We start from the raw sequence: 23739 nt of genomic DNA on the forward strand, positions 1-23739 counted from the left end.
TTCAACAAATTATACGTCGGACACCATATCCCATTCATGTATTTCATAAGTTCTAGCATCATTTGCGATATAAGGGTCTTGTTTTACCCAGGATTCAACCTGCTCCAGGTTTTCACCCTGGTAAATGACAAGGCCGCCCGCTCCATCAGTAAAACGTCCAAACATAGCCACTTTCTTTTCTTTTTTCATCCGCGCTAAAAATTCCAAATGTGCAGGTCGGTGCTGTTGGCTTTTTTCTTCATCCTTCATGGGTAAAAAAACGGCAAAATATTTCATGTCATTTCCTCCAAATATCTTTTTCTCGACGTATTATATCATGCTCATAAGCACATGCATATTTTCTATCGCCTTGGCGTGCTGTTAGTTCACTCTCTTAACATCCCCTGAACCAACAAGCGCATTATGTAAATTTTCAGCGGCCAATTCAGCCATTTTCATCCTTGTCGCTATACTGGCACTCCCAATATGCGGCAATGTGACAACGTTTGGAAGTTTCAACAAGGGATTATTGGGATTCACAGGTTCTTTTTCAAATACATCCAACCCTGCGGCCCATATGTTTTCATTTTTCAATGCATCGTATAGTGCATCTTCGTTCACTATGCCTCCACGGGCCGTATTGACCAAAATAGCAGTCTTTTTCATGAGGGAGAGCTCTTTTGCAGAGATTAAGTGATGAACCTCACTGCTGTAGGGTAACAGAATGCTTATAAAATCCGATTCCCTTAACACATCATCAAGTTCCGAAAATTGGGCACCAGTTTGCCGCTCAGCTTCGGGTTTTCGCGAGCGGTTGTAATATAGAATATTCATGCCGAATCCAGCCGCCCGTTTTGCCACCGCCTGTCCAATTCGTCCGAAACCAATGATGCCAAGTGTCGCCCCATGAATGTCCATGCCTGTCAATTGCATTGGCGACCAAGTTTTCCATTGTCCTTCTCGGAGATAATCAGAAGCTTCGACCAATCTCCTCGCTGTCGCCATCAAAAGTGCAAACGTCAGATCTGCCGTCGTTTCCGTCAGAACCCCTGGCGTATTCGTAACAGCGATGCCTCTCTTGGTCGCTTCCTCCACATCAATATTATTATAACCGACCGCCATATTACTGATCACCTTCAAGTTTGGCGCGGATTCCAATACTTCTTGATCAATTGTTTCAGTGAGCATGCAAAGCAACCCTTGAGAATCTTTTACTTTATCTAGCAAAACATCTCTCGGGATTGCCTTTTCTTCTTGATCCCACATGTCTATATAAAAATTCCCTTCCAGCTTTTTTACAATACCAGCGGGAAGCTTACGCGTGATATAAATTTTCTCTCTCAAACCTGTGTATCTCCTTTCCAGGTGCCTTTTTAACACCTTACAGTACTATTTCGACCACTTGCCGTAAATCTCCTTTTCAGCAGGATTCTATAAAAGCTATACTCAAGTTGAGGGGAGTTGAGGCAGTGAAGGTCCACCTGAATATAAATCCAGCCATTAAAGAAGACGAAATCATTATAACAGTCAAGGAAATGAACACAAAAGTGGAAAGGATATTATCCATCATAAATGAAGATGATGCAAATGGCGTCATCCCTTTGCAAATGGAGGAACGGATTTACCTTGTGGAATTGCACGAGATTTCTCATGTTATTTCAGAAGATGAAAAATGTTTTGCTTTCAGGGGCAAAAAGAAATATCGATATAAAGATACTTTGAAACAATTTGAAGAACGGTACGGAAAACATGATTTCATAAGAATTTCGAAATACTGCCTGGCAAACAAAGTTTGGATGGAATATTTTGAAGCTACTTTCGGAGGTAGCTTGGTCGTATTCTTTAAAAATGGTGAAAAAGAAACCGTTTCCCGGAAATATGCCAAAGAATTAAAAAAAGCTTTATTGAAGGAGTGAATGCTTATGCTGGTCTATAAAACAACCAGAAATATATTGATCGGATTTGGGATTGCAAACATTTCCCTGCTCATCTTTATTTTAATTGCCGGTTCTAACGGCTGGACCCAGATGGATATGGGGTTTTTGAGGGCCCAGGTCATTGGCAGCATGGCCTATGGTGCCTTTTGCGGAATCGTTTCCCTTGTTTTTGAAAGTGATCGAATGTCATTAATTCAGAAAACAAGCATTCAATTATTCGCTTTCGTTTTCGGTTACGGAATATTTGGATACGCATTAGGATGGTTTCGTTCGTTCGAAAACATGCTGCTTATGTTTACAATCTACATCGTTATTTATATGATCATCTGGCTTTGCATCTATTTTTTTCAAAGGAGATTGGCTGACGAACTGAATAAGGGGATTAGATAGTAAGTTTGACTTTTTTGTGAGCGTATACGTGGGTTGGAGCTTTTATACGTGGGTTGGAGCTTTTATACGTGGGTTGGAGCTTTTATACGTGGGTTGGAGCTACCGGATGCCCTATGCATCCGGTCGCTCCAACCGCTCAATAGCTTTCATATTTTTTAAAAGCAAATGAGGTAAATATAACCAATCCAACTATTAAAGCTATGCTTACTGACAACATCAAGCCAAAAGAGTCTTCCCACTTCCCGCTCATTAACATGCTGCCAGCCTGGTTTTGGGCATTAGACGGGCTCCAACCCATAAATTTTGGAAATAGCGAGCCGATAATTGACAGGCCAGCTACGGTCATAATGCTCATGCCGGCGATTCCACCGTTTTTCTTCATTATTGTCCCAAGAAGAAGAGTAATGGACAAAGTAAATAAAATCCATAAACTGTATACTCCGAAACTGGAGATGAACCTTTGAATATCCACCTGGTTGAATAATAGGTTCGTATAATAATAGGCAAGTCCGTAACTGAGCGCAAATGAGAGCAGGAAAATCAAAGCCTGTGCCGCCCATTTACTGGCAATAAATATAAAGGGGTCAACAGGCCTCGCCATAAGCAGCGAGAGTGAACCGCTGTTCCGCTCGTTTGATACGACTCCCATAGCACTCAATACGAAAATTGCTGTCCCGATCATACCGAATTGCGATAGCGTCCCCGCCAAAACTTCCTCTCCGGAAGGAACTGGAATATCGATGACGGCCCCTTCGGGAAGATTGCCTGCCATCTCCAAAATTTCCGGCATGAAGTACGTGCTGATCGGCTGGGAAACGGCTAATAAGCATAAAACAACAGGAAGCCAAATAAGTTTTTTGTCACGCCAAGCCTCAAGCCATTCTTTTTTAAACAGAGTGATAAATGTACTCATTGTTCCATCAACTCCAAATAAGCATCTTCCAAAGTACGTCCCTTTTCAGAAAAATGAGTGATCGTCAAGCCTTTTTCCATACAATCACTTAGCAAACGATTCCGGCTTCCCGGATTTCTCAATCTAAGTTCAACTTCTCTGGGTGATGAAAAAGAATATTCAGTAACATAGTTTTCGGTCTTCAGCCAATGACCAATCTCTTCCTTTGTCTCTAAGACCACATGATTTCCATCCTGCATTTTTCTTAAATCAACAAGATTCCCGGACCATTTCATTTTTCCATCTTTTAACATGACAATCTCATCGCAAACCTGTTCGGCATCATGCAGCACATGAGTTGAGAACAAGATAGCCATTTTCTTCTTCAGCTCATTCATCATTTCCAATACATCCCTTCTTCCAGAAGGGTCCAAGGCTGAAACTGGTTCGTCTAGAATTAATAGCTTCGGCTCATGGATCATTGCCTGGGCCAAACCGAGCCTTTGTTTCATCCCTCCAGAAAAGCCGCCTACCCTTTTGTTCCTTGCATTTTCCAAACCTGCAAAAGAAAGCATCTCTTCAATTTTCCCCTGCAATTCTTTATTAGGTATGCCTGATAGCCTCCCCGCAAACTGCAAATACTCCTTCGCACTCATCCAGGGGAAAAAAGCAGGATATTGCGGCAAGTATCCGATGAACCGCCGGTCGATATTTTTCTTTCCTAAAAATCGGATACTCCCCGAAGTTGGTGTCAATAATCCAGCGAGCATTTGCAATGTAGTTGTTTTCCCCGCTCCGTTCGGCCCCAACAAGGCGACACATTCATTATCTTTAATAGTCAAATCAAGCTGATCGACCGCTGTATGAACACCGAATTTTTTCGTTAACTTTTCCGCTGTAAGTAACATATATCGTTTTCTCCTATCCTTATTTTTGCCGGCCAATGACAAAATAGAGCACTGGTCCAAATATATTAATAAAGAGAATAAGAAGGATCCACATCCACTTGGGCCCATTTGTATTTTCTTCTTTTATACAGCTTACGAGCGCCGTTATCTTCAAAATGAGATCTAAAATGACAATAGGAGCAATTAATCCCCATGAAATATCCATAACAATTCCTCCAACCTAAAGTTTCATTTTTTTCCTATAAGGCCTGATGACGATAAAGTAATAAAATATGGACGGCAGCGGGAACTGGATCAATCCCCATAACCCCCAAAACCACGCGTATGCCCCTTTTTTCTTGGCATCTATAAAAAGAAGGATGCCTTGTGTTAAAAGAATAGGCGATACCCAAACAAGCACAAGCAGTGTTTCAGAATCCATCATCCAACACCTCATTCAAGCTTCTGCGGCGTTTCTTTTCAGCGGCATAAATAATAGGAATTGTAATAATGGCCAGTACCTGGACCCACAAAAAGACCGCAGGCATCTTTAGGGAGACAACGAAATATGTGGCCAATATGGTCAGCGCTGTAAAAATAAAGATTGCCAGCTCACGCTTCCATGCCTTTTTACGCTTCCTTTTGAATTCAGCTAAAGTATCCATCAGCTCGTATTGTCGGGGCACTTCAGCTTGTTGAGCTTCTTCCAACTTTCTCAAATCATTCATTAATGGCTCAATCCATTCATTTTCTTTGCCTTCCTTCACTCTGACCACTCCTTTCGTAGTTTGCTCAGCCCATTATGCACCCGAGACTTTACAGTACCTTCTTTAATATTCAGCATCTTGGCAATCTCCGGATAAGAATATCCATAATAATGCCTAAGAATGATTGGAGCTTTCAATTCAGGACCAAGACCTGAAAACAATTCCAAGCTTTCCGGCCAGTCCTCGCCCTTCAAAGAGAGCTGCCACTTCATTTTTCGAATCGCTTCATCTCTTGCCCTTTCTACAATCCGCCTCTGTCTCTTTTCTTTTCGCTGTTGATCTAAATAAAGCCGCGAAGCTATAGCAATCAGCCAGGTTGAAAACTTCGATTCCCCTTTAAAACTGTGCAAATGTGTATATGCCTTGATCATTGTTTCCTGTATGAGGTCCTCGGTGACATCCGGACGAAGGCTCAGCTTGATTAAATATTTATACAGAAACAGATAATTTTCTTGAAAAAGGCGTGTAAATGCTTCATCTTCTCCTTTTTTCGCTTCCTTGATAAGGTCTCTTTCCACTTCCCTTTCCAACCAACGCCAAGCCCCCTTTCTTTGGCCTTCACTGATAAGACGTAAGTTTCGTAAAAAACGTTCATATTAACTTCAAAAAATTTTACCATTTTCTTTTTTTGTTTGTCCTTGTTTTCACAGGGTAAGTACCATGGTGAAAAAACTAACGATTTCTATGGTTAGCCTGGAGGTTTTTATGGAGGAAAAAACGGTTGGTATTGTATCTTCACCTGAGCTGCCATCCACAATAGCCAATGCCCTCAAAAAACAATTTCAAAAAGACCTTTGTAAATATGTTGCTGACGGCAAACTTGAATGGCGTGTAGAAGTGGAGGTCGATCTGCTCACCGGGGCAACTGAAGAAGTTGCAGAGGTGTTGGAGGGAGCTGAACAGATAAAAAAAAGAAACGGTTGGGACTTTGCCATATCACTAACGGATCTACCGGTATATAACGGAAGAAGCATCGTACTTGCCGATGCGAATATAGATACATGCACAGCACAAATATCATTGCCTGCCTTCGGTTGGAGACCGACACCCAACCGTGTGAAAATCATCATGCTCCTTATGATAAAGGAGTTATATTTCCGGCAAACAACAGACTATGAAAACAATGATTTAGAACAAAAAGGAATAGGTCCCCTTGATATCAAAAAGCAGAAAGGCTTTGTTAACAAGTTGGAAAAGCCTTTTCGCTTCTCCGCCGTACGGAGAATTGAATCGTCAAATCAAACAGAGGAAACTACCGTACGTTTCGTCATCGTTCCAAAAATCAATGGATTGGCAAGGATTTTGTTTGGAATGACCATCGCAAATCGTCCGTGGGCCATCTTGCCCTCCTTTAAGAATGTCGTGGCCATTGCTTTTGCCACTGGAGCTTACGGGCTTATTTTCCCGACGTTATGGAAACTCAGCATCTCTTATGAAATATACCGCTTCATCGGCCTCACAGCAACTGCCGTTGTCGGTATGGTTGTTTGGATTATTTTTGCCCATGATTTATGGGAGAAAAAGAACGTGGAGAACATAAACCGGCTTAGATGGATGTATAATTCAACGACGATCCTCACTTTAGGTACGTCGGTCGTCATGTATTATATTGTATTATATCTCCTTTTTCTCATAGCGGTTTCTGTCTTTGTACCCCCTGACCTCTATGAGGCGGAGGCCGATAAAGATGTAGGACCGCTAAATTATTTGAAACTCGCCTGGCTCGTAACTTCTGTTGCCACCTTTGCAGGGGCAATTGGGGCAGGGCTGGAAAATCCTGAAAGAGTGCGGAAAAGCACATACAGTTACAGGCAATACAGCCGATTTGAAGAGATGAAGGAAAAAGAAGAAAATGAGAAGAAAGGAACGGACGATTCTTAAGGCACATGAGATTTCCATAAAATTAAAATTTCATATTTAATTATGTGATATCCTGCAAGGCATCAGTCTTTCGACTCCATGGAGGATATCATTTTTATTAAAATCGAGACGATCCTTTTTTTAATAAACAGACCATAGGACCTAATATTTATATGTTAAAATGGCGGAGATATAGAGTCAGAAAGGAAGAAATCGATTGAGAAATCTGATATATGGGATCCTTGTTCTGTTTTTACTGGCCGCCTGTTCAGGTAAAGAGACACAATCAAAAGAATCTGAAACGCCGGAAGAAGTAAAGCAAGCGGAGGAACTTGCCGAGGAAGACGAACAACCCGTGAAGGCAGAATACACTCCAAAAGAAGTGTATTACATGGAAATTGAAGATCCCGGGCGCGAATTGACAGAGATTGAAAAAGAAATGCTGCGTGAACCGGGCATTTACAGCGGTGATCAATATGATGAAGATAAGGTAAATGAAGCATTGGACCAGCTTCCGGAAAACTTGACCGCAGAGCAATATTTGGAGGAAATGATTCATCTTTTATCTGAAGACTACAGCAAAGAAGTTGAGACGCTGATTAACTTTGATGCTACTGTAAACGCAAATATTGAGCGGCCTGATGAATCCGTCGATACACCGACGTTAAAAACTGCTCACTATGCCATTTTAATTGATGCAAGCGGAAGCATGAATGCGAAGGCCGGTAACAAAACAAGAATGGAAGCCGCCAAGGAAGCTGTGATGGAATTCGCTGAGCAGGTTCCGGAAAATGCAACGATCTCCATGCGTGTATACGGCCATAAAGGATCTGGAAGCGATGCTGAGAAGAAGCTGTCATGCAGCAGTTCAGAAAGCTTTTACAATGGAAATTTCGAAAAAGCCAAGTTTCAACAGTCTCTGGATAAAATAAAGCCTGCTGGCTGGACTCCAATCGGCCTTGCACTGGAAACAGTCAAAGAGGATATTCCGGAAAGTACAGATGATGTTGTGGTTTATGTTGTCAGTGATGGAATTGAAACATGCGAAGGCGATCCTGTAAAAGCAGCCAAAGAGCTTGTATCAGCGGATATCCAGACAGTCGTGAACATCATTGGTTTTGATGTGGACAATGAAGCTCAAAACCTGTTAAAAAAAGTGGCAAGCGCAGGAAATGGAGAGTTTACCTACGTTCACTCCGAACGTGACTTAAAAAACTACATAAAAGCCCAATACGAGGATATTAAAGATAGATGGCGGGAATGGAAGGAAGAAGGAAAAGAGAAGGCAATTGAAATAAAGGAAGAGAAGAAGCAGCTGGCAATTTCCACGAAGGAAAGCATTAAGGAAAAAAGCAACAGAGAAAAGGAACGAATGAAAAAAGCCAGGGAACATTTAAGAGACCGGTTCGACTACAACCACCCGGTCAGAAATATGCATTCCATGATTGTTGATTACTCACGTACCAAATGGTCGTATGCGGTTAACGAAGGTTATGGCGCATGGAGAGAAAACGTTGATAACGGTTATAAAGAATATAAAAATTATGTTGATGAAGGGTACGAAAAAATCCAGGAAACGAATAAAAAAATGCACCAATGATACAGGGAGAAGCTGGCTGAAGAAGCCTGCTTCTCTTTTACATTCTTGATGCTTGGTAAGGTGATGTATCCACTCTTTTTCAGCATACGAAGCAATGCCATTTGCATATTATAATTATTTCAAAGCAATCAGAATTTCGCTCCTCTCGTCTACATTTTCTGGTAAACTGGGGGTATGACAAACTGAGGAGTGATTCATTTGGATTCATTGAAACAGTTTCGACTTTTTCGCCGCTTAACCTTGAATGCACTTTCCGAAGTAAACGAAGAGAATTTGGACGTTCAACCAAAGGGCCACCCCAACACAGTCCGCTGGAATGCCGGTCATTTGTACATAGCTGCGGAGTTCCTAATGAATAAAGCTGACCGTGATTATGTTGTCAAACGTCCGGAATGGGCCACTTTTTTTGCACCGGGCACCAGACCATCAGATTGGGAAACCGATCCTCCAGCCATCCAGGACATTATTTTAGCATTGGAAGAACAGAGAGACCGGATTCCTGAACACTTTTCCGGAAAACTTTCGAACCCGGCTTCCGAAGCCTTTGTCATCGGCTCTTACAACATGAATACGGTGGACTCCCTAGTGAATTTCATTCTTTATCATGAAGGAATTCATTGCGGAATCATCAAAGCATTAAATAACACTAGCAAATAGCACTTGCCGGGTTCTACCCGGCTTTTTTAACACATTTATGCAGTCCTTCCTTAACATTTATCTTCTGACACTCTAGCTTTTCCAATTTACTTCCTGAAGAACAATATCCGGCATCCACCGCCCCAAACATTGTTCTGAAGATGTTGATGTTCATAACGACAGAAATTAACTGTTTTGGCAATAGACCTTTTCATTTATTATATTAATAAATAAGGATAAGCCAAAAATACAAGCCGGCTAGAGTAATCATCAGCGTTGGCAGTGTCAAGATGATGCCTACCTTAAAGTAGTAACCCCAGGAGATATGTACGCCCTTCCCCTTCAACACATGCAGCCACAATAATGTAGCCAGTGAACCGATTGGAGTGATTTTCGGCCCTAAATCCGTTCCGATCACATTTGCATAAATTAGCCCTTCTCTCATAATCCCCGCCGTATTCGTTTCTGCTATGGCAAGCGCATCAATCATTACAGTAGGCAAATTGTTCATGACAGAGGATAAAATAGCCGCTATGAGGCCAGTCCCGACCGTGGCTGCAAAAAGCCCTTGGTCAGCCGTGAGTTGTATTATTTTTGATAATAAGCTTGTCAACCCCACATTCTTCAAACCGTAAACAACTACATACATGCCAATGGAAAAAAATACAATCGCCCACGGTGCCCCTTTGATCACAGCTCTTGTATGAATCGCAGGGCTACCTTTGGCAATGATTAAAAACAGGAGGGCCACTGCTCCGGCGATGAAAGAAACGGGAATTTGAATTATTTCACTTCCAAAGTAGCCGAGAAGTAAGATTGCCAGCATCCCCCACGATATACGGAACAGGCGCAAATCACGAATGGCATCCACTGGCTTTTTAAGCCGACTAATTTTATAAGCAGTTGGAATGCTCTTGCGAAAATACATGTACAGAACGAAGATGCTTGCTCCAAGGCTGAATATATTTGGTACAATCATGCGCGATGCGTATTCTGCAAAGCCAATTCCGAAAAAATCAGCTGAAATAATATTTGTAAGATTACTTATCGTAAAAGGGAGTGAAGTAGTATCCGCTATGAAGCCTGATGCCATCACGAATGGAAGTATCATTTTTTCTCGAAAATCCAGGGACCTGACCATCGAAAGTACAATGGGTGTCAATATTAATGCGGCACCATCATTTGCAAACAAAGCCGATACAATTGCACCCAAAATAGTTACAAGCAGAAACATTTTCAAGCCGCTCCCGTTAGCAAATCGGGCCATATGCAAAGCGGCCCACTCAAAAAATCCGAGCTCATCCAAAATCAGGCTGATAATGATCAGAGCAACAAATGTAAGCGTTGCATTCCAAACAATACCAGTCACATCAGCAACATCACTAAGTGAAACAACTCCAGCAAGAAGTGCGAGCAACGCCCCGCCACACGCCGACCATCCAATGGATAACCCCTTTGGCTGCCAGATTACAAAAGTTAATGTGAGAATAAAAATAAACACCGCTAAAAACACAGACATCAACCGGCCACGCTCCATTTGAAAGATATTTCTATTATAGCGTTTTTTAAAGAAAGGCTCTGTTAAACATTGCTGTTATTTTTCGTTTCAATCACCGAAACTTGTTATAAGAGAGTTGGAGCGGTTATAAGAGAGTTGGAGCGGTTATAAGAGAGTTGGAGCGGTTATAAGAGAGTTGGAGCGAAAAAAACTGATTTCCCTTATCGGGAAATCAGTTTTTCGCACACTCTATTTAACTATCAAAACCGGACTGTCAACCCTTTTTGCCACTTTGTGGCTGACGCTTCCGAGCACCATTTCCTGGAGGGTGTTTAAGCCTCTGCTGCCAATGATCACCATATCACATGTACTTTTATTGGCGTATTCTACAATCGCTGGACCAGGATCTCCCTGGAGCATCGTTAATTTATAGGGAATTTCTCCTTTAACAAATATATCCTCAACCGGAAGCAATTGCTTTCTACGTTCAGCTTCTAATATTTCTCCATCCCGGCTTTGTAAAACTTCACCCTTGGACTTTGAATAGTCCATTACATAAATGATTTCGACGGTTGTACCTTCCGATAATCGGGCAAGTTTTGCTGCCTCTTCCGCAGCCCGAATCGAGTTTTTTGATCCATCGGCGGCTAATAACAATCGATTGTACATTCCTCTTCCCTGCCTTCTTGTTAGAAATCCCCCTGCACTCTCTTCCCTCAATCTATTATTTTATCTATTTGTTTTAACGCTACACATAATAACATAATCTGTAAAAAGTTGACAGTAAAAATAAAAACTTACCCTTTCGGATAAGTTTTATATTTACCGTTTATTTTACAATGGGAATGGTTGCCCCGCTTCATATTTTTGATCTTCCAAAACAAGGATGCCTTTTTTCTCAGGTGCATTCGGCAATCCAAGCTCTTTCGCCGAACAGATCATGCCGCTTGAAGCCACACCTCTTAGCTCTGCATCTTTGATCAGCATGCCGCTTGGCATAACAGCTCCAACTTTGGCGACAACGACTTTCTGTCCTGCTTCTACATTCGGTGCGCCGCACACGATTTGCAATTCTTCGGTTCCTACATCAACTTGGCATATGCTCAGCTTGTCAGCATTGGGATGATTTTCTTTCTCCTTTACAAACCCGACAACAAACTTTGGAGAAAAGTCTGCTTCCACCTGCTCGTCAAATCCGTTTTTAGCAAAAGCTTCATTTATTTTTTCAACAAGGCCTTCACTCAACTCAACTTGTCCATTTTCCTCGATAGCGACATAATTGGACGCGTTAAAAAGGTTGAATCCGCCGGTCACATTCGATTTTTTATCAAAAATGCGCACCGCATCACCCTTTTTTTCAAATGATCGGTTTTTTTCATCAAATTCAGCCAAGGAGATAATCAATGTATCACCTATGCCTTCACGATTGTAAAATATATTCACTTACGATTTCCCCTTTCCGTCATCCACCCTTGGATTCTTTCCTAAAATAAAAATCGGTTCAAGCTTTTCTCCTTCATAAATAAACGAAAGCGCCGTAATCGGCACTAGCCCATTTGTAAAAAAGCTCATGGTCATCTGGGCTAATATATCATAGCCGGTTTTGTTGCGGATATCTGCAATAATCAGCACGTCCTGATGGGGAACTGCTACGGCCATGTCACCCTTGATCTGCCCGAATTTTTCTTCAAGGAATTTTTCATTTAAAATACGGCTTGCATCGTACCCATCATTTGTATTTAAGAAATAAAAATCGTTGTCCGCAACCGTATCTTTTTTCATGGCCGTAGAAAGTGACCTCACATTAAATCGTGCGACTTCCCGGATTTCCTTTGGATCGAGGCCTTCCTTTTCGATCAATTTTTCATCGATTAGCCGGTATGTCTTTCCAAGATCAAGCGCATAAAAAATCCTTGTTTCCGCCGTGTGGTCATCCGTCAAAAATTTATTACCATCCTCCGATTCAACTGGAAAAGAAGTCGAACGAATCACAGGATAAATTTTTTTCTCGCTTCCTGTGACGGTCTGCTCCCGTCCCATGACATCCAACGCTTCTTCGACATAATAAACCACTTCTTCGATAGCTTTTTCCTTTTTCACATGCCATTTCGCTACAATTCCCGGCAAAGCGATGTCAATCCCTTTTCCAGTGGTTGTATTTTCAATACGCAAGTTTTCTTTTTCACGGTCATATGTAAAAGTCCGGTCATCATTCTGAAGCCGGCTCTCCAGCTCTTGCCTCATTTTCCGTTCATTCATCTTCATGAAATCAACCTCCCTTGGCAATATGGGCTACTCATTATATTACATGAAAACTCTATTTGCCGAAAGGAAGAGGCATATTCTCCGTCAGCAACGTTCAATCTTTTTTCGTATTGCACCACTTTTCAATGAATACTAGGAGTGTTTTTGTAAATTTTACAAGCTCATCAATATTGATCTTTTCGTCTACGGTATGGGCTTCTTCCACTGTACCTGGCCCATATATCGCTGCAGGGATGCCCGCCTGACCAAACCATCCTCCATCTGTCACTGTCTTGGACATGCCTAGTTTTGCAGATGTATTCCATATCTGTTCGTGAGACTTTTTTAGCGTCTGAACAGCTTCATGTCTATCGTTCAGTTCAAGTGCCGGAAAAATTTCTCCTCTGTCTTCAATCATGGACTTTCCACCCCACCGGAATTCCGGAGGATTTTCTTTTAACCAAGGGTCTGCCATGGCCGCATGATGCAAATGCTCCTCTATCTCAGCAATGACCTCTTCATAAGTCTCATTCGGATAATAATGGACAGTGACCCAAAGCCTGCACTCATCTGCCACAAATGCCGCGTGCCTTCCCCCTTCGATGACTGCAGGATTAATCGTATTCGCACCCGCCGGGAAGCCCGGATATTGCTTTGTCACCGCCCAGTGACGTTCCAGCTCTAGCAAAGCGGCAATGATCTTCATCATTTTCTCAATCGCACTCGCACCATGCACACCTCCTCCGGCATGTATCATGTTCAATCGCATGGCGTCATGGAAAACTTCTTTGCTTTTCACCGTAATCCAACCGGTGATCACACCACCTTGTCCATGAATCTCCGAATTACTTACATCCATGACAAGTGCAAAATCCGCATCATAACCTTTTTCAATACAGGATAACGTCCCCGCTTCCCCTACTTCCTCACCGATGACGGATTGAAACTGCAAATCACCTTTTAATTCAACACCATGTTCATTTAACAGTTTAATGGCAAAAAGTGCTGCCGCCATCGCTCCTTTCATATCTGCTGTGCCGCGTCCATAGGCAAAGCCGTCTATTACTTCCATATCAAAAACAGGAACCGTCCATTCGCTATCATCACCAACTTCGGCGACATCTATATGTCCGTTAATGATCAAGCTTTTGTATTCATTGCTGTCGGTCCCCTTTTTAACTCCGACCACATTGGGGTCATTAGGGTAAACATCCCAGCTTTCGGTTTTAAATTTCTCATCTTTTAAAAATTGTTCTATGTACCTTTGTGCTTCCGTTGTATTCCTGGCCGGCGGACTTACTGTCGGAAATAAAATCAAATCTTCAAGAATCTGTAGTAATTCTCCTTTGCGTTCGTCCACTGCTGTCAAAATATCGTTCCGTATTTCTATCATCGTTTCCACACTCCCTAAGTAATAATAAAAAAGCCGCTTCCCTGGATAAGAGAAACGGCTGTTTACCGAAAATATTAACGACAGCCTGCTTCCCTACGCTGGTATCATCCAGATCAGGTTCAAAGGGTCTAATTCTCAGCCGTAACCGGCTCCCCCAGCAGAAATAATTATATATTTTTAATGACATCATCCAAGCATAATTCAGTCAGTTGTAAAACTCGTTTATCGGACAAATTTTCTTTCAATAGTTTAACGGCTAACTCTTCCTTCTCAGCTATCCTTTTTTAGTCCTTCTCCCACATGTCCAATTTGCGCAGACTCCTTTTTTGGGTGCCCGCTCTTTACTATTGCCTTCCGGCAAAATTCAGTAGGCATTCAGCACAATTTTACCACACTCTATCAAAGTTTATTTATTTGAATGTTTAATCAATATGACGGAGGTTGGTACAAAAAAAGAATGGAGCCGTATTTTCTCCATTCTTTTTAACATGTTAGCTTGAAAGTCCGTTAATAAAATCTTCAATTTCCTCAAGTGTCTTACGGTCTTTACTGACGAATCTTCCGGCTTCTTCTCCGTCATGGTAAGCGATGAAGCTTGGGATACCGAAAATATCGAGTTCCTGGCATAGGTCAAGGAATTCATCACGATCTACATGCAAAAAATTGTATTCCGGATAATCCGCCTCTAACCGCGGAAGCACAGGTTCCAAGACCGTGCAGTCCGGACACCAGTCTGCGGAAAACATAAAGATTGTCCGCTCCTCGTTCTTCATTTGTTCAAACTGTTCTTTTGACTGTAATTTCTCCATCTTATTTACCTCCAGTGTTGATGAGCATTTGGCCCGGCTTGATCCAGCCGCGCTTTCTCATATATTCCGATATGATTAAGCTTATCACAGCAGGTCCGATAAAATGGAGTACAATGACTTGGATTAAGACACTTGCTGAAAAACCCATTGTCGTAAAGGTCATAATTTGGCCGACAAATCCGCTTGTTCCCATCCCGGCGCCTGCAGCATTGCTCGTCATCCTCCATATCGTTGCTCCAAATGGAGCCAATATGATCCCTGCAACGGTCGGTGGAATCAATATAAGCGGATAGCGGATGATGTTCGGAACTTGCAGCATGGAAGTTCCCAGGCCAATGGCCAGCAATCCGCCGATCTTATTTTCCCTATAGCTTGCGACGGCAAATCCGATCATCTGAGCACTGCAGCCTATAGTCGCAACGCCTGCAGCCAAGCCATTTAAATCAAGCATCATGGCAATCGCCGCACTAGAAATGGGGGCCGTCAGTGCTAGTCCCATCAAAGTCGCTACTACAATTCCCATGACGATCGGACGCTGGTCCGTCGCCCACATGATCCAGCTGCCGAATACCGTCATAAATTTTGATATGGGTGCACCAACAAATTTTGCCACGGTGAACCCTATAAAAATGGTTACAAATGGAGTAACAATAATATCGACTTTTGTTTCTTTGCTGACCATTTTTCCGATTTCCGTCGAAATCAAGGCAGCCACATAACTTCCTGCCGGCCCTCCAAAAGCCGCACCCGCTGCACCTGTTGCAGCAGCTGCGAAAATGACGAGTGGAGGCGCCCCAAGCCCATAAGCAATCGCCACTCCAATCGCGGGTCCCATCAGACCCATCGCCATTTCGCCCATTTCCACAAGGAATGGCCAGTCAAGCTGCTGCCCGGCTGTTTTTATAATCAAGCCGATAATCAATGATGAAAATAGTCCGAGCGCCATGTAGCTTAATGCATCTATGAGATAAGCTTTAGCAGTGATATGAACTCCTTTGCGGTCCAAAAACTTTTTCATTTGAAATCCCCCAGTAATTTTTTCACACCCTTACTAGTGTAAAGACAACTGTAAGTTTTGTCTATCACTTTTAATATTATTGGGTATTTCAAATATTATAATGCGGCTGTAAGTAAAACACCCCCATCTTTTGATGGAGGTGTTCATGAATCATTCAACAATATTTACAAACAAGTCATCCCGGCTTGGCCCATCTTTAATATATTTTGTATCCACAAGCCACTGAACCACTTCTTCCCATAATTCATCTTTCTGGCTCCCGAATGCTTCACCCTCTGCTTCCATACGCGGAAGCAGTATGTCCAAACTTTCCTTTTCAACTTCTTCATTCAATGGGAAGTTCTCATCGTCTTGGTTGCTTAGTAAAATCTTCAAAGCATCATCGGGATTATCCCTCATAAACTCATAACCTTTAGATGCAGCACGCCAGAATGCACGGATTTCATCTTCTTTTTCGTTCCACGTATCATCGCTTGTGACAAAGAGCAATTCATAGAAACTTGGAACGCCGTAGTCAACTGGATTAAAGTTTCTTGTTTCAATACCTTCGGACGCAAGGACCGGTACCTCATGGTTAATATAAGCTCCACTTACGGCATCCACGCGATTTGTTGCAATTGCAGAATTGATTTCAAAGCCGATATCTGTCATTTTCACCTTGCTGTAATCACCGCCATCATACTCCACAATCGTTTGTACAAGCGGTTCATTGACCGGGATACCAGGCCAGCCGACTGTTTTGCCTTCAAGATCTTTCGGACGCTGAATATCGCTATCTTTTGAGAAGATGATATGGTTCAACGGATTTCTAACGATAGCCGCCACTGCTTTTACAGGTACACCTTCTGCTCTTGCCGCAATGATATCCGGTTGATAACTGATACCAAGCTCAATGTCCCCCGTAGCGGCCAGGTTGAGCGGGTCCGTCGTATTGGCAGGGAAGCGAATATTCACATTCAAGCCTTCATCTTCAAAATAGCCTTTCTCTACAGCAGTATACAAGTAACTATGTACAGCATTCGGATACCAATCAAGCATGATGTCAAAGTCCTGAAGTTCTTTGCTTTTATCATTTCCTTTTTTTTCATTGGCAGTAGCTTCTTCCTGATTTCCTCCGCAAGCTGTAAGAAAAAGACACGAAATCAATATCATAAATATGAGCAATTTTTTCTTCAATTTTCGTTTCTCCATTTCATCGTCATTTTTTCAAGCAAACCTACTAAAATAAATAAAATAATACCCAATAGAGACAACAGGACAATCGGCGCAAACACGCCTGCTCCATCAAATTGAGTCATCATTCTCCGACTGAAATAGCCTAGACCGGAATCTGCCCCCAACCATTCCCCGATGGCCGCGCCAATGACGCTTAGGGTAACCGCAACCTTCAACCCCGAATAAAAATGCGGCAAGGCAGACGGCAATTCAACCTTGAAAAATATTTGCCGCTTTGAAGCCCCCATCGTCTGCAGCACTTCTTTTAAATGAGGATCAGCAGATCTCAAACCATCGAACGTATTTACCGTAATTGGAAAAAAAGTGATCAAAACCGTGACAACAACCTTGCCCCAGATCGAATATCCAAACCAGAGCACGAAAATGGGAGCCAGTGCAATCACCGGTATCGTTTGCGAGGCAATAACAATCGGAAAAAATGCCTTTCGAACGATGTCACTGTCATGCATCCAAATAGACAGGCAGACACCGAATACTAGCGATAGTAACAATCCAACGATAATCACCGCCAATGTCGCTGGCAAGTGATTCAACAGTAGAACATCCCGCAATTCCCAAAGCCTGACCAATACACCAACAGGTGACGGTATGATGAATGGCTTGCCGTATTGTCGGGCTCCAATTTCCCACCCGAAAAGGATAATAAAAACAAGCAATAACGATAATCCGTACCTTTTCAAAAAATTCATATGGTCACCATTTTTCTTAAATCAAGCAGAAGATTTTCTTTTAAAGAAGTGAATTCCGGATTCTTTAAATCTGATAGAGTCCTCGGTCTATCAAGGGGCACCGCAACTTCTTCCAAATGCTCTACTGGGCACTCGCTAAAAATAAGGACCCGATCAGACAAAAACAGGGCTTCTTCTACATCATGAGTAATAAAAAGAATCGTTTTTCTCGTTTCTTCCCATTGTTCAAGCAGCCATTCCTGCATGATTGTTTTTGTCACGGCATCAAGTGCACTGAATGGTTCATCCAGAAGCAAAAGATCAGATCCGCTTAACAACGCTCTTAAAAACGAGACACGCTGGCGCATCCCACCCGAAAGTTCGTGCGGATATCGATTTTCATAGCCTTTTAGCCCGAACGCCTCTAATTTTTCAGCAATATCTTCGTTCACATCTTTTCCATTGATACCTTTTAAGCTGAGAGGCAATGCCGCATTTTCCATTACAGTCAACCATGGCAGCAACCCGTCTTTTTGCGACATGTAGCCAATCCGGCCAAGGCGGTTATGCACGACCTCGCCGTTCATCAGAATCCGGCCTTCATCTTGGGTTTCCAAACCCGAAATCAGGCGGAAAAGAGTGCTTTTTCCCGAACCGCTGGGACCGATCACACTCACAAACTCACCTGCTTTGATTGCAAAATTCAGCTTTTTCAATACTGAAGCGTTTTTTCCGGCATTTGCACCATAGGCGAATGTCACATCTTGAAATACAAGGCTTTCTTTCATCTCCATCCCCTTCACTTGCTTAAAATCTCATGATCCCAACCCTTCCTGCGAGAAGCCAAGGCGCCATTTCTGAATAAAAGCGCAAGCGCCTGCTTAGCGAGGAGGCAGTTCAGCAGCCAAGCAGCTAGCTTGAAGGCATCATGAGTAACCTGCTTAAATATGCTTCGTGCAGCTATGCGACGAGGTGAGCAAATCTCCTTCGAATAAGCTTCAACCACAGGGAAGCAGCATGTGACCTCGAGCGGCTAGGCTCTGGCGGCCTCAAGCGCCACATCCTCGAAAAAGCTGACGTTTTTCCCTCATGCGATGTAACGCTGTCGAAACATTCCTCGTCCAGTCGCTTCGCTTGCACTAGCACTTTCTGTCCGTTGGTGGCACTAGAACCTCCTGCCCGCCGGAGCTAGACGTAGACGTAGCATAATGAGTTAGATGTTATTTACAACTTCAGTATTTTAACTGCACAAAAAAGAGCCGCTTCCAAATAGAAGTGGCTCTGCATCTTAAAATAACGTAAGCGATAATACAACAATCGCAAACAACCACTTCCCTGCGCTGGCATTATCCAGATCAGGTTCAAGGGTTGAGGATTCATCCTCTCTCAGCTTTTGGCACCCCTAGCGTTTCTCAATACTATTAAGTTTTTCCGTACACCTATACTTATAACCTATAAATCAAGGTTTTTCCGTACACCTATACTTATAACCTATAAATCAAGGAAAATCAAATTAATAATATTTATCAAACTGATTCGAACATTCTTTCAGTAATGGAGCCCACACAGGATTATTCTGAACTTTCATGATAAGATAACAGTTGATGAACTAATTTAGGAGGGGTTTTGATGAGATTAACTGTTTACCTGGCCGGGGAAATTCACAGCAGTTGGCGGGAGGAAATTAAAGAGAAAGCCCAAACTCTCCAGCTTCCGGTCGATTTTGTAGGTCCAATGGAGAATCACGACCGTTCGGACGCCATCGGCGAGGAAATTCTTGGTGAGCAGCCGGATGCCATATTCAGGGACGCAGCCGCATCAAGCTTCAACAATTTGCGTACTCAGGTGTTGATGCAAAAATCAGATTTGGTCATTGCATTATTTGGCGAAAAGTACAAACAATGGAACACGGCAATGGATGCCAGTGCTGCTCTTGCACATGGCAAGCCGCTCATTTTGATCCGCCCCAAGGAACTTCATCATCCGTTAAAAGAACTCTCAAGAAAAGCAAATGCGACGGTCGAAACAGTCAACCAAGCTATGAAGGCATTGGCCTACATTTTTGAATAAGAAAAAGCGCAGGAGTAACAGCGACTCCTTGTATCACTTTAAGCTACTCCTGCAATACTGGGACCTCCTGTCAGCAGACTCATGAAGCGACGCCCTATGTTGCTTCGTCTGCACTAGTTGAAGCTGAACAATTGCAAGAAGATACATAAAAGGCAGTTCCAATTAACTGGAACTGCCTTTACGCTTTTCATATTGCCCGATGAGAAGTTTTACAATATGGCTGAACATCGTTGCACGGTCGACCAGACCATGAGTAAAAACCCCTATAGCCCCTTCCTTGTGGTTGATTCCCTGGCTCTCACTGTAATCATCCATGACAGGGCCAAGCTCTTCACCTGCCCGCAGGCGCTCGGCTATTTCCTCAGGAAGTTTGATTCGGGCTCCACCAGCAAACAATGTTTCTTTCCCTCTTTCAGCTAAAGCCCCCCAATTGCACAGGAAAAGACCAAATGGAGTTTCAATCACACCGCCTTCCAGTCCTATGGCAATTTCAGCCTCATTCATTTGCTGCAAACAAAAATTTGCTCTGTTGGCCGCCCCTTCCATTGTCTCCTCATCAGAAAATGGTTGGCTACTAACCCCGGAAGGTGATTCTATCGAAATAAATGAAGCTTTCATTCCCAAATCCTCGATTGTGTCTTCAACAGCTTTGAGTTTCGCTTTATTCTTAGAGCCTAAAGCAATGATCATTAGTAAAACTCCTTGTTATTTGTTTCGAATGGAGTCCACTGTCGCCTGATCTGTCGTTTTGACCAGTTTGACAAGCAACTCTTTGGCTGCGGCATAATCGTCGACATGCACAATGGAAGCATGTGTATGAATGTAGCGGGAGCAGATCCCAATAACTGCACTTGGTACCCCTTCATTGGAAATATGTACCCTGCCGGCATCAGTTCCTCCCATAGAAACGAAATATTGATATGGAATGTCATTGGATTCGGCCGTATCAAGAACAAACTCCCTCATTCCTTTCAGTGTAACGATGGAACGGTCGAAAATTCTTAAAAGAACACCCTTGCCCAATTGTCCAAATTCCTTTTTATCGCCGGACATATCGTTTGCCGGGCTGGCATCCAAAGCATAAAAGATATCAGGCTGAATCATATTTGCTGCTGAAGCCGCGCCTCTCAAGCCGACTTCTTCCTGTACGGTCGCACCTGAATAGAGTATGTTTGGAAGTTTCTCGTGTTGCAGTTCCTTCAAGAGTTCAATCGCCAGTCCGCAGCCGTAACGGTTATCCCATGCTTTTGCCATGATTTTTTTTGGATTGGCGAGCGGCGTAAATGGACATACCGGAACAACTTGCTGCCCTGGTTTGATACCAATTTTCTTCGCATCCTCCAGATCGTCAGCTCCTATGTCAATCAGCATGTTTTTTACTTCCATCGGTTTCTTTCTTTGCTCAGGGCTAAGAAGGTGGGGTGGTATAGATCCGATTACTCCCATAACCGGGCCATTTTCTGTGATCACTTGCACACGCTGGGCAAGCATGACCTGATTCCACCAGCCACCCAAAGTTTGAAAGCGCAGCATACCGTTCTTGGTAATTTGTGTTACCATGAAACCCACTTCATCCATATGGCCGGCAGCCATGACCTTCGGTCCCTGGCCATGCTTTACGCCAAAAATACTGCCAAGGCGGTCCTGGATGATTTCATCTGAATACTTTTGAAGCTCTTCACGCATAAAACCGCGTACTTGATGCTCGAAGCCAGATGTACCAGGAAGTTCTGTCAGAGTTTGAAACAGATCCAACGTTTCTTTTTCCAATGAAATTACCCCTTTATTTTCATAATTTAAGAAGTTAATAATGCCTATTTGCAAATATTTTTTTATTACATTATGTGTTGTCAAGCTTCGACGGACAGGACATCTCAGCTCCACCGACGCACAGGGAGTTGCTAGTGCAAGCGAATTGACAGCGTTACATTGCACAAAGGAATAACGTTGAGGATGTGACGCTTGAGGCGGCCCGCGCCTCTGGTGCCCCTGCGGCAAGGCGGTTCAATCTGTACGTCGATAAACAGGTGCTTGCGCTTTGGTATGTTGTTTCCATTTTATTCATCTTTTATATGTTTTACCAACAATTCATCTTTCATAATTTGGTAGCATTTATTATTCGAACTGCCTCTTAATATGCGCTATACTAGAAGGGATGATTTGACTTTGGAGGTGCTCGTTTTGAATTGGAAAAACTTTTTACTCGGCGCAGGCGCTGGTGTCATTGCCGGCTATTATGCGAGTGAAGCATTAAAGAAAAACTCTATGGCATCTGGTGAAAAAGTACTTCAAACTGTTAAAGAGGCATTTAAAGATTCCGGCAGCATTGAGGGCTCTTGGATTAAATTCAGACCTGAAAACTATGAAAAACATGCTGTAAAAACACAAGTTTACAGAGGCGGCATCACTACTAATGAAGACGGAGAAACAAAGCAATATGAGTTTCTTGCAGATGCCAACACAGGCACTGTTATTGATGTATACCCTATAACATACGCTTAATCGGTACAAAATAGTAAGCTGCTAAAAATGCAGCTACATAGAACAAAAGCGCAAGCGCCTGTTCATCGACGTACAGACTGGAGTGACTCCAACGAGATAAAGGAAACACGGCGACGCAGGCCGCCTCAGACCGCCACATCCTGTGGCTTCGGTGGCACTAGGACGTCCTGTCCGTCGGAGCCGATGTTGACTTATCGTAGGCAAGCTGCTTCTTTAAGAAGCTTCCTGCGCTTTGCGACGAGGTGAGCAATACTTCCTCGAATAGCTCCGCCGCAGGAGCACATGAGGCGCGAAGTCTGCTAGTCGATAGGCGCTGGAGCTGGACGTAGCATAAGCCGATTAACAAGTTATCCACGATCATGGAATTTTATAGTTTCCTACACAGCGAAAAAAACAGGTGAATTTTTACTTCACCTGTTTTTTTGGTACTTTCGTTCAACAGCATCCATGATATTTCCTTCTTTGTCCCACTTTACTGCCCTGTATAAAGCATCATGGTAAAAGATGAACCAGCTTCCCGCCTCAATTTCTGCAGGAATCCACTTTTGTTTTGCATAGATTGAATCCATCGGATAATCATCGTAGGCCAAGACCCAAAGGACATTCGGGTGGGCGTGCGTCGGCATGATGTCTGCCATATGGACAGCCTTTTCCCCTTCATTTTCTATAGTAATAATACTGTGGCCGGCACTGTGACCCCCGGTGTGGAACATTCTTATTCCCTCTTCCACAACAAACTCACCTGTAAACGTTTTCACCTGGTCAGCTAAAGCTTCCCAATTTTCTTTCCAATATGTATTTTTTGATCGGATATTCGGTTCCCGCATTTCATCCCATTCAATTTGGGATGTGTAGATGACCGCATTGGGAAAAACCGATTTATAGCCGTCACCATCACGTTTGGTTAATCCCCCTGCATGGTCAAAATGCATGTGGGTCATGCAAACAATATCGATATCATTCGGAGTCAGCCCCAGTTTGGCAAGGGAACCTTCTACGTTAGATTCTTCCATCACACCAAAGTTCCGGATTTGCTTTTCCGTTAATTTCCCTTTGCCAAGCCCGGATTCTATTAAAATATTTTTACCGTTTTTCTGTAAAAATATGGGATCCGACCGTAATTCAACAAGGTTTTTTTCATCGACGGGATATTTTTTGGACCAAAGTGCTTTAGGTACAACACCGAACATTGCACCGCCATCCAGATTGGTCACTCCCCCGTTCAACCAAGTCAACGTCAAATTTCCAAGCTGCATTGTCTCCAACATACTCATCTCCTCGGCTTTTCGAACAATTGTATCATAATTTTTTGCATGAGAAGGATAGAAAAGACAATTTTCCATACAATAAAAT

The 23739-nt window shown here is 42.9% G+C and carries 28 protein-coding genes and 2 riboswitches; of the genes, 7 read left to right on the forward strand and 21 right to left on the reverse strand.

Translation table 11 applies throughout. From position 1 onward, the window contains the following. Positions 1–9: 9 nt before the first annotated feature. Positions 10–276 carry a YciI family protein gene (locus D4T97_RS06550; protein ID WP_126048906.1) on the reverse strand — a complete coding sequence of 89 codons (267 nt, stop codon included), beginning with the start codon at positions 274–276 and terminating at the stop codon, positions 10–12. Positions 277–360: 84 nt separating this feature from the next. After that, positions 361–1323, reverse strand: a complete 963-nt coding sequence (locus tag D4T97_RS06555) for a 2-hydroxyacid dehydrogenase (RefSeq protein ID WP_126048908.1) — start codon at positions 1321–1323, stop codon at positions 361–363. A 125-nt stretch (positions 1324–1448) separates the two neighbouring features. Between D4T97_RS06555 and D4T97_RS06560 the strand changes: the two genes are divergently transcribed. Both D4T97_RS06560 and D4T97_RS06565 read left to right on the forward strand, forming a co-directional pair. Next, the gene (locus tag D4T97_RS06560; protein ID WP_126048910.1) at positions 1449–1895 is read left to right on the forward strand and encodes a LytTR family DNA-binding domain-containing protein; all 447 of its coding nucleotides are present in this window, start codon (positions 1449–1451) and stop codon (positions 1893–1895) included. Between the two features lie 6 nt (positions 1896–1901). Continuing rightward, on the forward strand, positions 1902–2306 hold the full coding sequence (locus D4T97_RS06565; RefSeq protein ID WP_164525493.1) for a DUF3021 domain-containing protein: 405 nt from the start codon (positions 1902–1904) through the stop codon (positions 2304–2306). Positions 2307–2442: 136 nt separating this feature from the next. Here D4T97_RS06565 and D4T97_RS06570 read toward each other — a convergent pair whose 3' ends face one another. Genes D4T97_RS06570 through sigY form a run of 6 tightly spaced genes read right to left on the reverse strand, consistent with a single transcriptional unit; the run spans position 2443 to position 5382 of the window. Next, entirely contained in the window at positions 2443–3219 is a 777-nt protein-coding gene (locus tag D4T97_RS06570; protein ID WP_126048914.1) for an ABC transporter permease, read from the reverse strand. Then, positions 3216–4106 (reverse strand): ABC transporter ATP-binding protein, encoded by an 891-nt coding sequence (locus D4T97_RS06575; RefSeq protein WP_126048916.1) that lies wholly within the window; start codon positions 4104–4106, stop codon positions 3216–3218. The genes D4T97_RS06570 and D4T97_RS06575 overlap by 4 nt, the downstream gene beginning before the upstream one ends. 19 nt (positions 4107–4125) lie before the next feature. Next, positions 4126–4311 carry a PLD nuclease N-terminal domain-containing protein gene (locus tag D4T97_RS06580; protein ID WP_126048918.1) on the reverse strand — a complete coding sequence of 62 codons (186 nt, stop codon included), beginning with the start codon at positions 4309–4311 and terminating at the stop codon, positions 4126–4128. A 15-nt stretch (positions 4312–4326) separates the two neighbouring features. Then, the gene (locus D4T97_RS06585; protein ID WP_328588763.1) at positions 4327–4530 is read right to left on the reverse strand and encodes a transcriptional regulator; all 204 of its coding nucleotides are present in this window, start codon (positions 4528–4530) and stop codon (positions 4327–4329) included. After that, positions 4517–4852 carry a DUF5345 family protein gene (locus D4T97_RS06590; RefSeq protein WP_126048922.1) on the reverse strand — a complete coding sequence of 112 codons (336 nt, stop codon included), beginning with the start codon at positions 4850–4852 and terminating at the stop codon, positions 4517–4519. Before D4T97_RS06590 ends, D4T97_RS06585 begins: the two co-directional genes overlap by 14 nt. Further along, a complete protein-coding gene (sigY, locus tag D4T97_RS06595) occupies positions 4849–5382 on the reverse strand; it encodes an RNA polymerase sigma factor SigY (protein ID WP_126048924.1) in 534 nt (177 codons plus the stop codon). Before sigY ends, D4T97_RS06590 begins: the two co-directional genes overlap by 4 nt. Positions 5383–5557: 175 nt before the next feature. Here sigY and D4T97_RS06600 point away from each other — a divergent pair, with 175 nt between their 5' ends. From D4T97_RS06600 to D4T97_RS06610, 3 genes are all read left to right on the forward strand, one after another. Continuing rightward, positions 5558–6733 (forward strand): hypothetical protein, encoded by a 1176-nt coding sequence (locus D4T97_RS06600; protein WP_126048925.1) that lies wholly within the window; start codon positions 5558–5560, stop codon positions 6731–6733. A 196-nt stretch (positions 6734–6929) separates the two neighbouring features. Next, complete coding sequence (locus tag D4T97_RS06605) at positions 6930–8312, forward strand: VWA domain-containing protein (RefSeq protein WP_126048927.1); 1383 nt, start codon at positions 6930–6932, stop codon at positions 8310–8312. A gap of 198 nt (positions 8313–8510) precedes the next feature. Further along, positions 8511–8969, forward strand: a complete 459-nt coding sequence (locus tag D4T97_RS06610; RefSeq protein WP_164525494.1) for a DinB family protein — start codon at positions 8511–8513, stop codon at positions 8967–8969. A gap of 202 nt (positions 8970–9171) precedes the next feature. Here the strand turns inward: D4T97_RS06610 and D4T97_RS06615 are convergent, their stop codons facing one another. The 10 genes from D4T97_RS06615 to D4T97_RS06660 all read right to left on the reverse strand — a co-directional run bounded on the left by D4T97_RS06615 (position 9172) and on the right by D4T97_RS06660 (position 18608). Next, positions 9172–10467, reverse strand: coding sequence for an arsenic transporter (locus D4T97_RS06615; protein ID WP_408021593.1), 1296 nt, complete (start codon positions 10465–10467; stop codon positions 9172–9174). A 228-nt stretch (positions 10468–10695) separates the two neighbouring features. Further along, positions 10696–11115: a universal stress protein gene (locus D4T97_RS06620; protein WP_126049195.1), complete on the reverse strand. Its 420-nt coding sequence runs from the start codon at positions 11113–11115 to the stop codon at positions 10696–10698. Positions 11116–11280: 165 nt separating this feature from the next. Further along, positions 11281–11889: a YtpR family tRNA-binding protein gene (gene ytpR / locus D4T97_RS06625; RefSeq protein ID WP_126048930.1), complete on the reverse strand. Its 609-nt coding sequence runs from the start codon at positions 11887–11889 to the stop codon at positions 11281–11283. Then, a complete protein-coding gene (locus D4T97_RS06630; protein WP_126048932.1) occupies positions 11890–12711 on the reverse strand; it encodes a DUF1444 domain-containing protein in 822 nt (273 codons plus the stop codon). 94 nt (positions 12712–12805) lie between these two features. Further along, positions 12806–14083 (reverse strand): acetylornithine deacetylase, encoded by a 1278-nt coding sequence (locus tag D4T97_RS06635; RefSeq protein ID WP_126048934.1) that lies wholly within the window; start codon positions 14081–14083, stop codon positions 12806–12808. Between the two features lie 73 nt (positions 14084–14156). Further along, positions 14157–14249: riboswitch (TPP riboswitch) on the reverse strand. Positions 14250–14574: 325 nt separating this feature from the next. Next, a complete protein-coding gene (locus tag D4T97_RS06640; RefSeq protein WP_126048936.1) occupies positions 14575–14892 on the reverse strand; it encodes a thioredoxin family protein in 318 nt (105 codons plus the stop codon). 1 nt (position 14893) lies between these two features. After that, the gene (locus tag D4T97_RS06645; protein WP_126048938.1) at positions 14894–15910 is read right to left on the reverse strand and encodes a PTS transporter subunit IIC; all 1017 of its coding nucleotides are present in this window, start codon (positions 15908–15910) and stop codon (positions 14894–14896) included. Between the two features lie 150 nt (positions 15911–16060). Continuing rightward, positions 16061–17086 carry an ABC transporter substrate-binding protein gene (locus D4T97_RS06650; protein ID WP_126048940.1) on the reverse strand — a complete coding sequence of 342 codons (1026 nt, stop codon included), beginning with the start codon at positions 17084–17086 and terminating at the stop codon, positions 16061–16063. Further along, on the reverse strand, positions 17083–17835 hold the full coding sequence (locus D4T97_RS06655) for an ABC transporter permease (protein ID WP_206435539.1): 753 nt from the start codon (positions 17833–17835) through the stop codon (positions 17083–17085). The genes D4T97_RS06650 and D4T97_RS06655 overlap by 4 nt, the downstream gene beginning before the upstream one ends. After that, a complete protein-coding gene (locus tag D4T97_RS06660) occupies positions 17832–18608 on the reverse strand; it encodes an ABC transporter ATP-binding protein (protein ID WP_206435540.1) in 777 nt (258 codons plus the stop codon). Before D4T97_RS06660 ends, D4T97_RS06655 begins: the two co-directional genes overlap by 4 nt. 521 nt (positions 18609–19129) lie before the next feature. Beyond that, a riboswitch (TPP riboswitch) is annotated at positions 19130–19228 on the reverse strand. Between the two features lie 215 nt (positions 19229–19443). Between D4T97_RS06660 and D4T97_RS06665 the strand changes: the two genes are divergently transcribed. After that, a complete protein-coding gene (locus tag D4T97_RS06665; protein WP_126048945.1) occupies positions 19444–19884 on the forward strand; it encodes a YtoQ family protein in 441 nt (146 codons plus the stop codon). A gap of 162 nt (positions 19885–20046) precedes the next feature. On the opposite strand, the gene D4T97_RS06670 is transcribed toward D4T97_RS06665, so the two are convergent. Together D4T97_RS06670 and D4T97_RS06675 are read right to left on the reverse strand one after the other, a co-directional pair. After that, positions 20047–20574 carry a DUF84 family protein gene (locus D4T97_RS06670; RefSeq protein WP_126048947.1) on the reverse strand — a complete coding sequence of 176 codons (528 nt, stop codon included), beginning with the start codon at positions 20572–20574 and terminating at the stop codon, positions 20047–20049. 15 nt (positions 20575–20589) lie between these two features. Next, on the reverse strand, positions 20590–21654 hold the full coding sequence (locus tag D4T97_RS06675) for a M42 family metallopeptidase (RefSeq protein ID WP_126048949.1): 1065 nt from the start codon (positions 21652–21654) through the stop codon (positions 20590–20592). A 411-nt stretch (positions 21655–22065) separates the two neighbouring features. On the opposite strand from D4T97_RS06675, the gene D4T97_RS06680 reads away from it, so the two are divergent. After that, positions 22066–22386, forward strand: coding sequence for a PepSY domain-containing protein (locus tag D4T97_RS06680; protein WP_126048951.1), 321 nt, complete (start codon positions 22066–22068; stop codon positions 22384–22386). 410 nt (positions 22387–22796) lie between these two features. On the opposite strand, the gene D4T97_RS06685 is transcribed toward D4T97_RS06680, so the two are convergent. After that, complete coding sequence (locus tag D4T97_RS06685; RefSeq protein WP_126049199.1) at positions 22797–23651, reverse strand: YtnP family quorum-quenching lactonase; 855 nt, start codon at positions 23649–23651, stop codon at positions 22797–22799. Positions 23652–23739: the final 88 nt, after the last annotated feature.

Origin of the sequence: Siminovitchia acidinfaciens, assembly GCF_003605385.1 — a bacterium.
GTDB lineage: Bacteria > Bacillota > Bacilli > Bacillales > Bacillaceae_C > Siminovitchia > Siminovitchia acidinfaciens.

Bases quoted from the DNA above. Each gene is read 5' to 3' on its own strand.
- D4T97_RS06550 (WP_126048906.1), bottom strand. From the start codon at position 276: ATGAAATATTTTGCCGTTTTTTTACCCATGAAGGATGAAGAAAAAAGC.
- D4T97_RS06565 (WP_164525493.1), top strand. From the start codon at position 1,902: ATGCTGGTCTATAAAACAACCAGAAATATATTGATCGGATTTGGGATT.
- D4T97_RS06570 (WP_126048914.1), bottom strand. From the start codon at position 3,219: ATGAGTACATTTATCACTCTGTTTAAAAAAGAATGGCTTGAGGCTTGG.
- D4T97_RS06575 (WP_126048916.1), bottom strand. From the start codon at position 4,106: ATGTTACTTACAGCGGAAAAGTTAACGAAAAAATTCGGTGTTCATACA.
- D4T97_RS06580 (WP_126048918.1), bottom strand. From the start codon at position 4,311: ATGGATATTTCATGGGGATTAATTGCTCCTATTGTCATTTTAGATCTC.
- D4T97_RS06585 (WP_328588763.1), bottom strand. From the start codon at position 4,530: ATGATGGATTCTGAAACACTGCTTGTGCTTGTTTGGGTATCGCCTATT.
- D4T97_RS06600 (WP_126048925.1), top strand. From the start codon at position 5,558: ATGGAGGAAAAAACGGTTGGTATTGTATCTTCACCTGAGCTGCCATCC.
- D4T97_RS06615 (WP_408021593.1), bottom strand. From the start codon at position 10,467: ATGTCTGTGTTTTTAGCGGTGTTTATTTTTATTCTCACATTAACTTTT.
- D4T97_RS06620 (WP_126049195.1), bottom strand. From the start codon at position 11,115: ATGTACAATCGATTGTTATTAGCCGCCGATGGATCAAAAAACTCGATT.
- D4T97_RS06630 (WP_126048932.1), bottom strand. From the start codon at position 12,711: ATGAAGATGAATGAACGGAAAATGAGGCAAGAGCTGGAGAGCCGGCTT.
- D4T97_RS06635 (WP_126048934.1), bottom strand. From the start codon at position 14,083: ATGATAGAAATACGGAACGATATTTTGACAGCAGTGGACGAACGCAAA.
- D4T97_RS06640 (WP_126048936.1), bottom strand. From the start codon at position 14,892: ATGGAGAAATTACAGTCAAAAGAACAGTTTGAACAAATGAAGAACGAG.
- D4T97_RS06645 (WP_126048938.1), bottom strand. From the start codon at position 15,910: ATGAAAAAGTTTTTGGACCGCAAAGGAGTTCATATCACTGCTAAAGCT.
- D4T97_RS06655 (WP_206435539.1), bottom strand. From the start codon at position 17,835: ATGAATTTTTTGAAAAGGTACGGATTATCGTTATTGCTTGTTTTTATT.
- D4T97_RS06660 (WP_206435540.1), bottom strand. From the start codon at position 18,608: ATGGAGATGAAAGAAAGCCTTGTATTTCAAGATGTGACATTCGCCTAT.
- D4T97_RS06665 (WP_126048945.1), top strand. From the start codon at position 19,444: ATGAGATTAACTGTTTACCTGGCCGGGGAAATTCACAGCAGTTGGCGG.
- D4T97_RS06670 (WP_126048947.1), bottom strand. From the start codon at position 20,574: ATGATCATTGCTTTAGGCTCTAAGAATAAAGCGAAACTCAAAGCTGTT.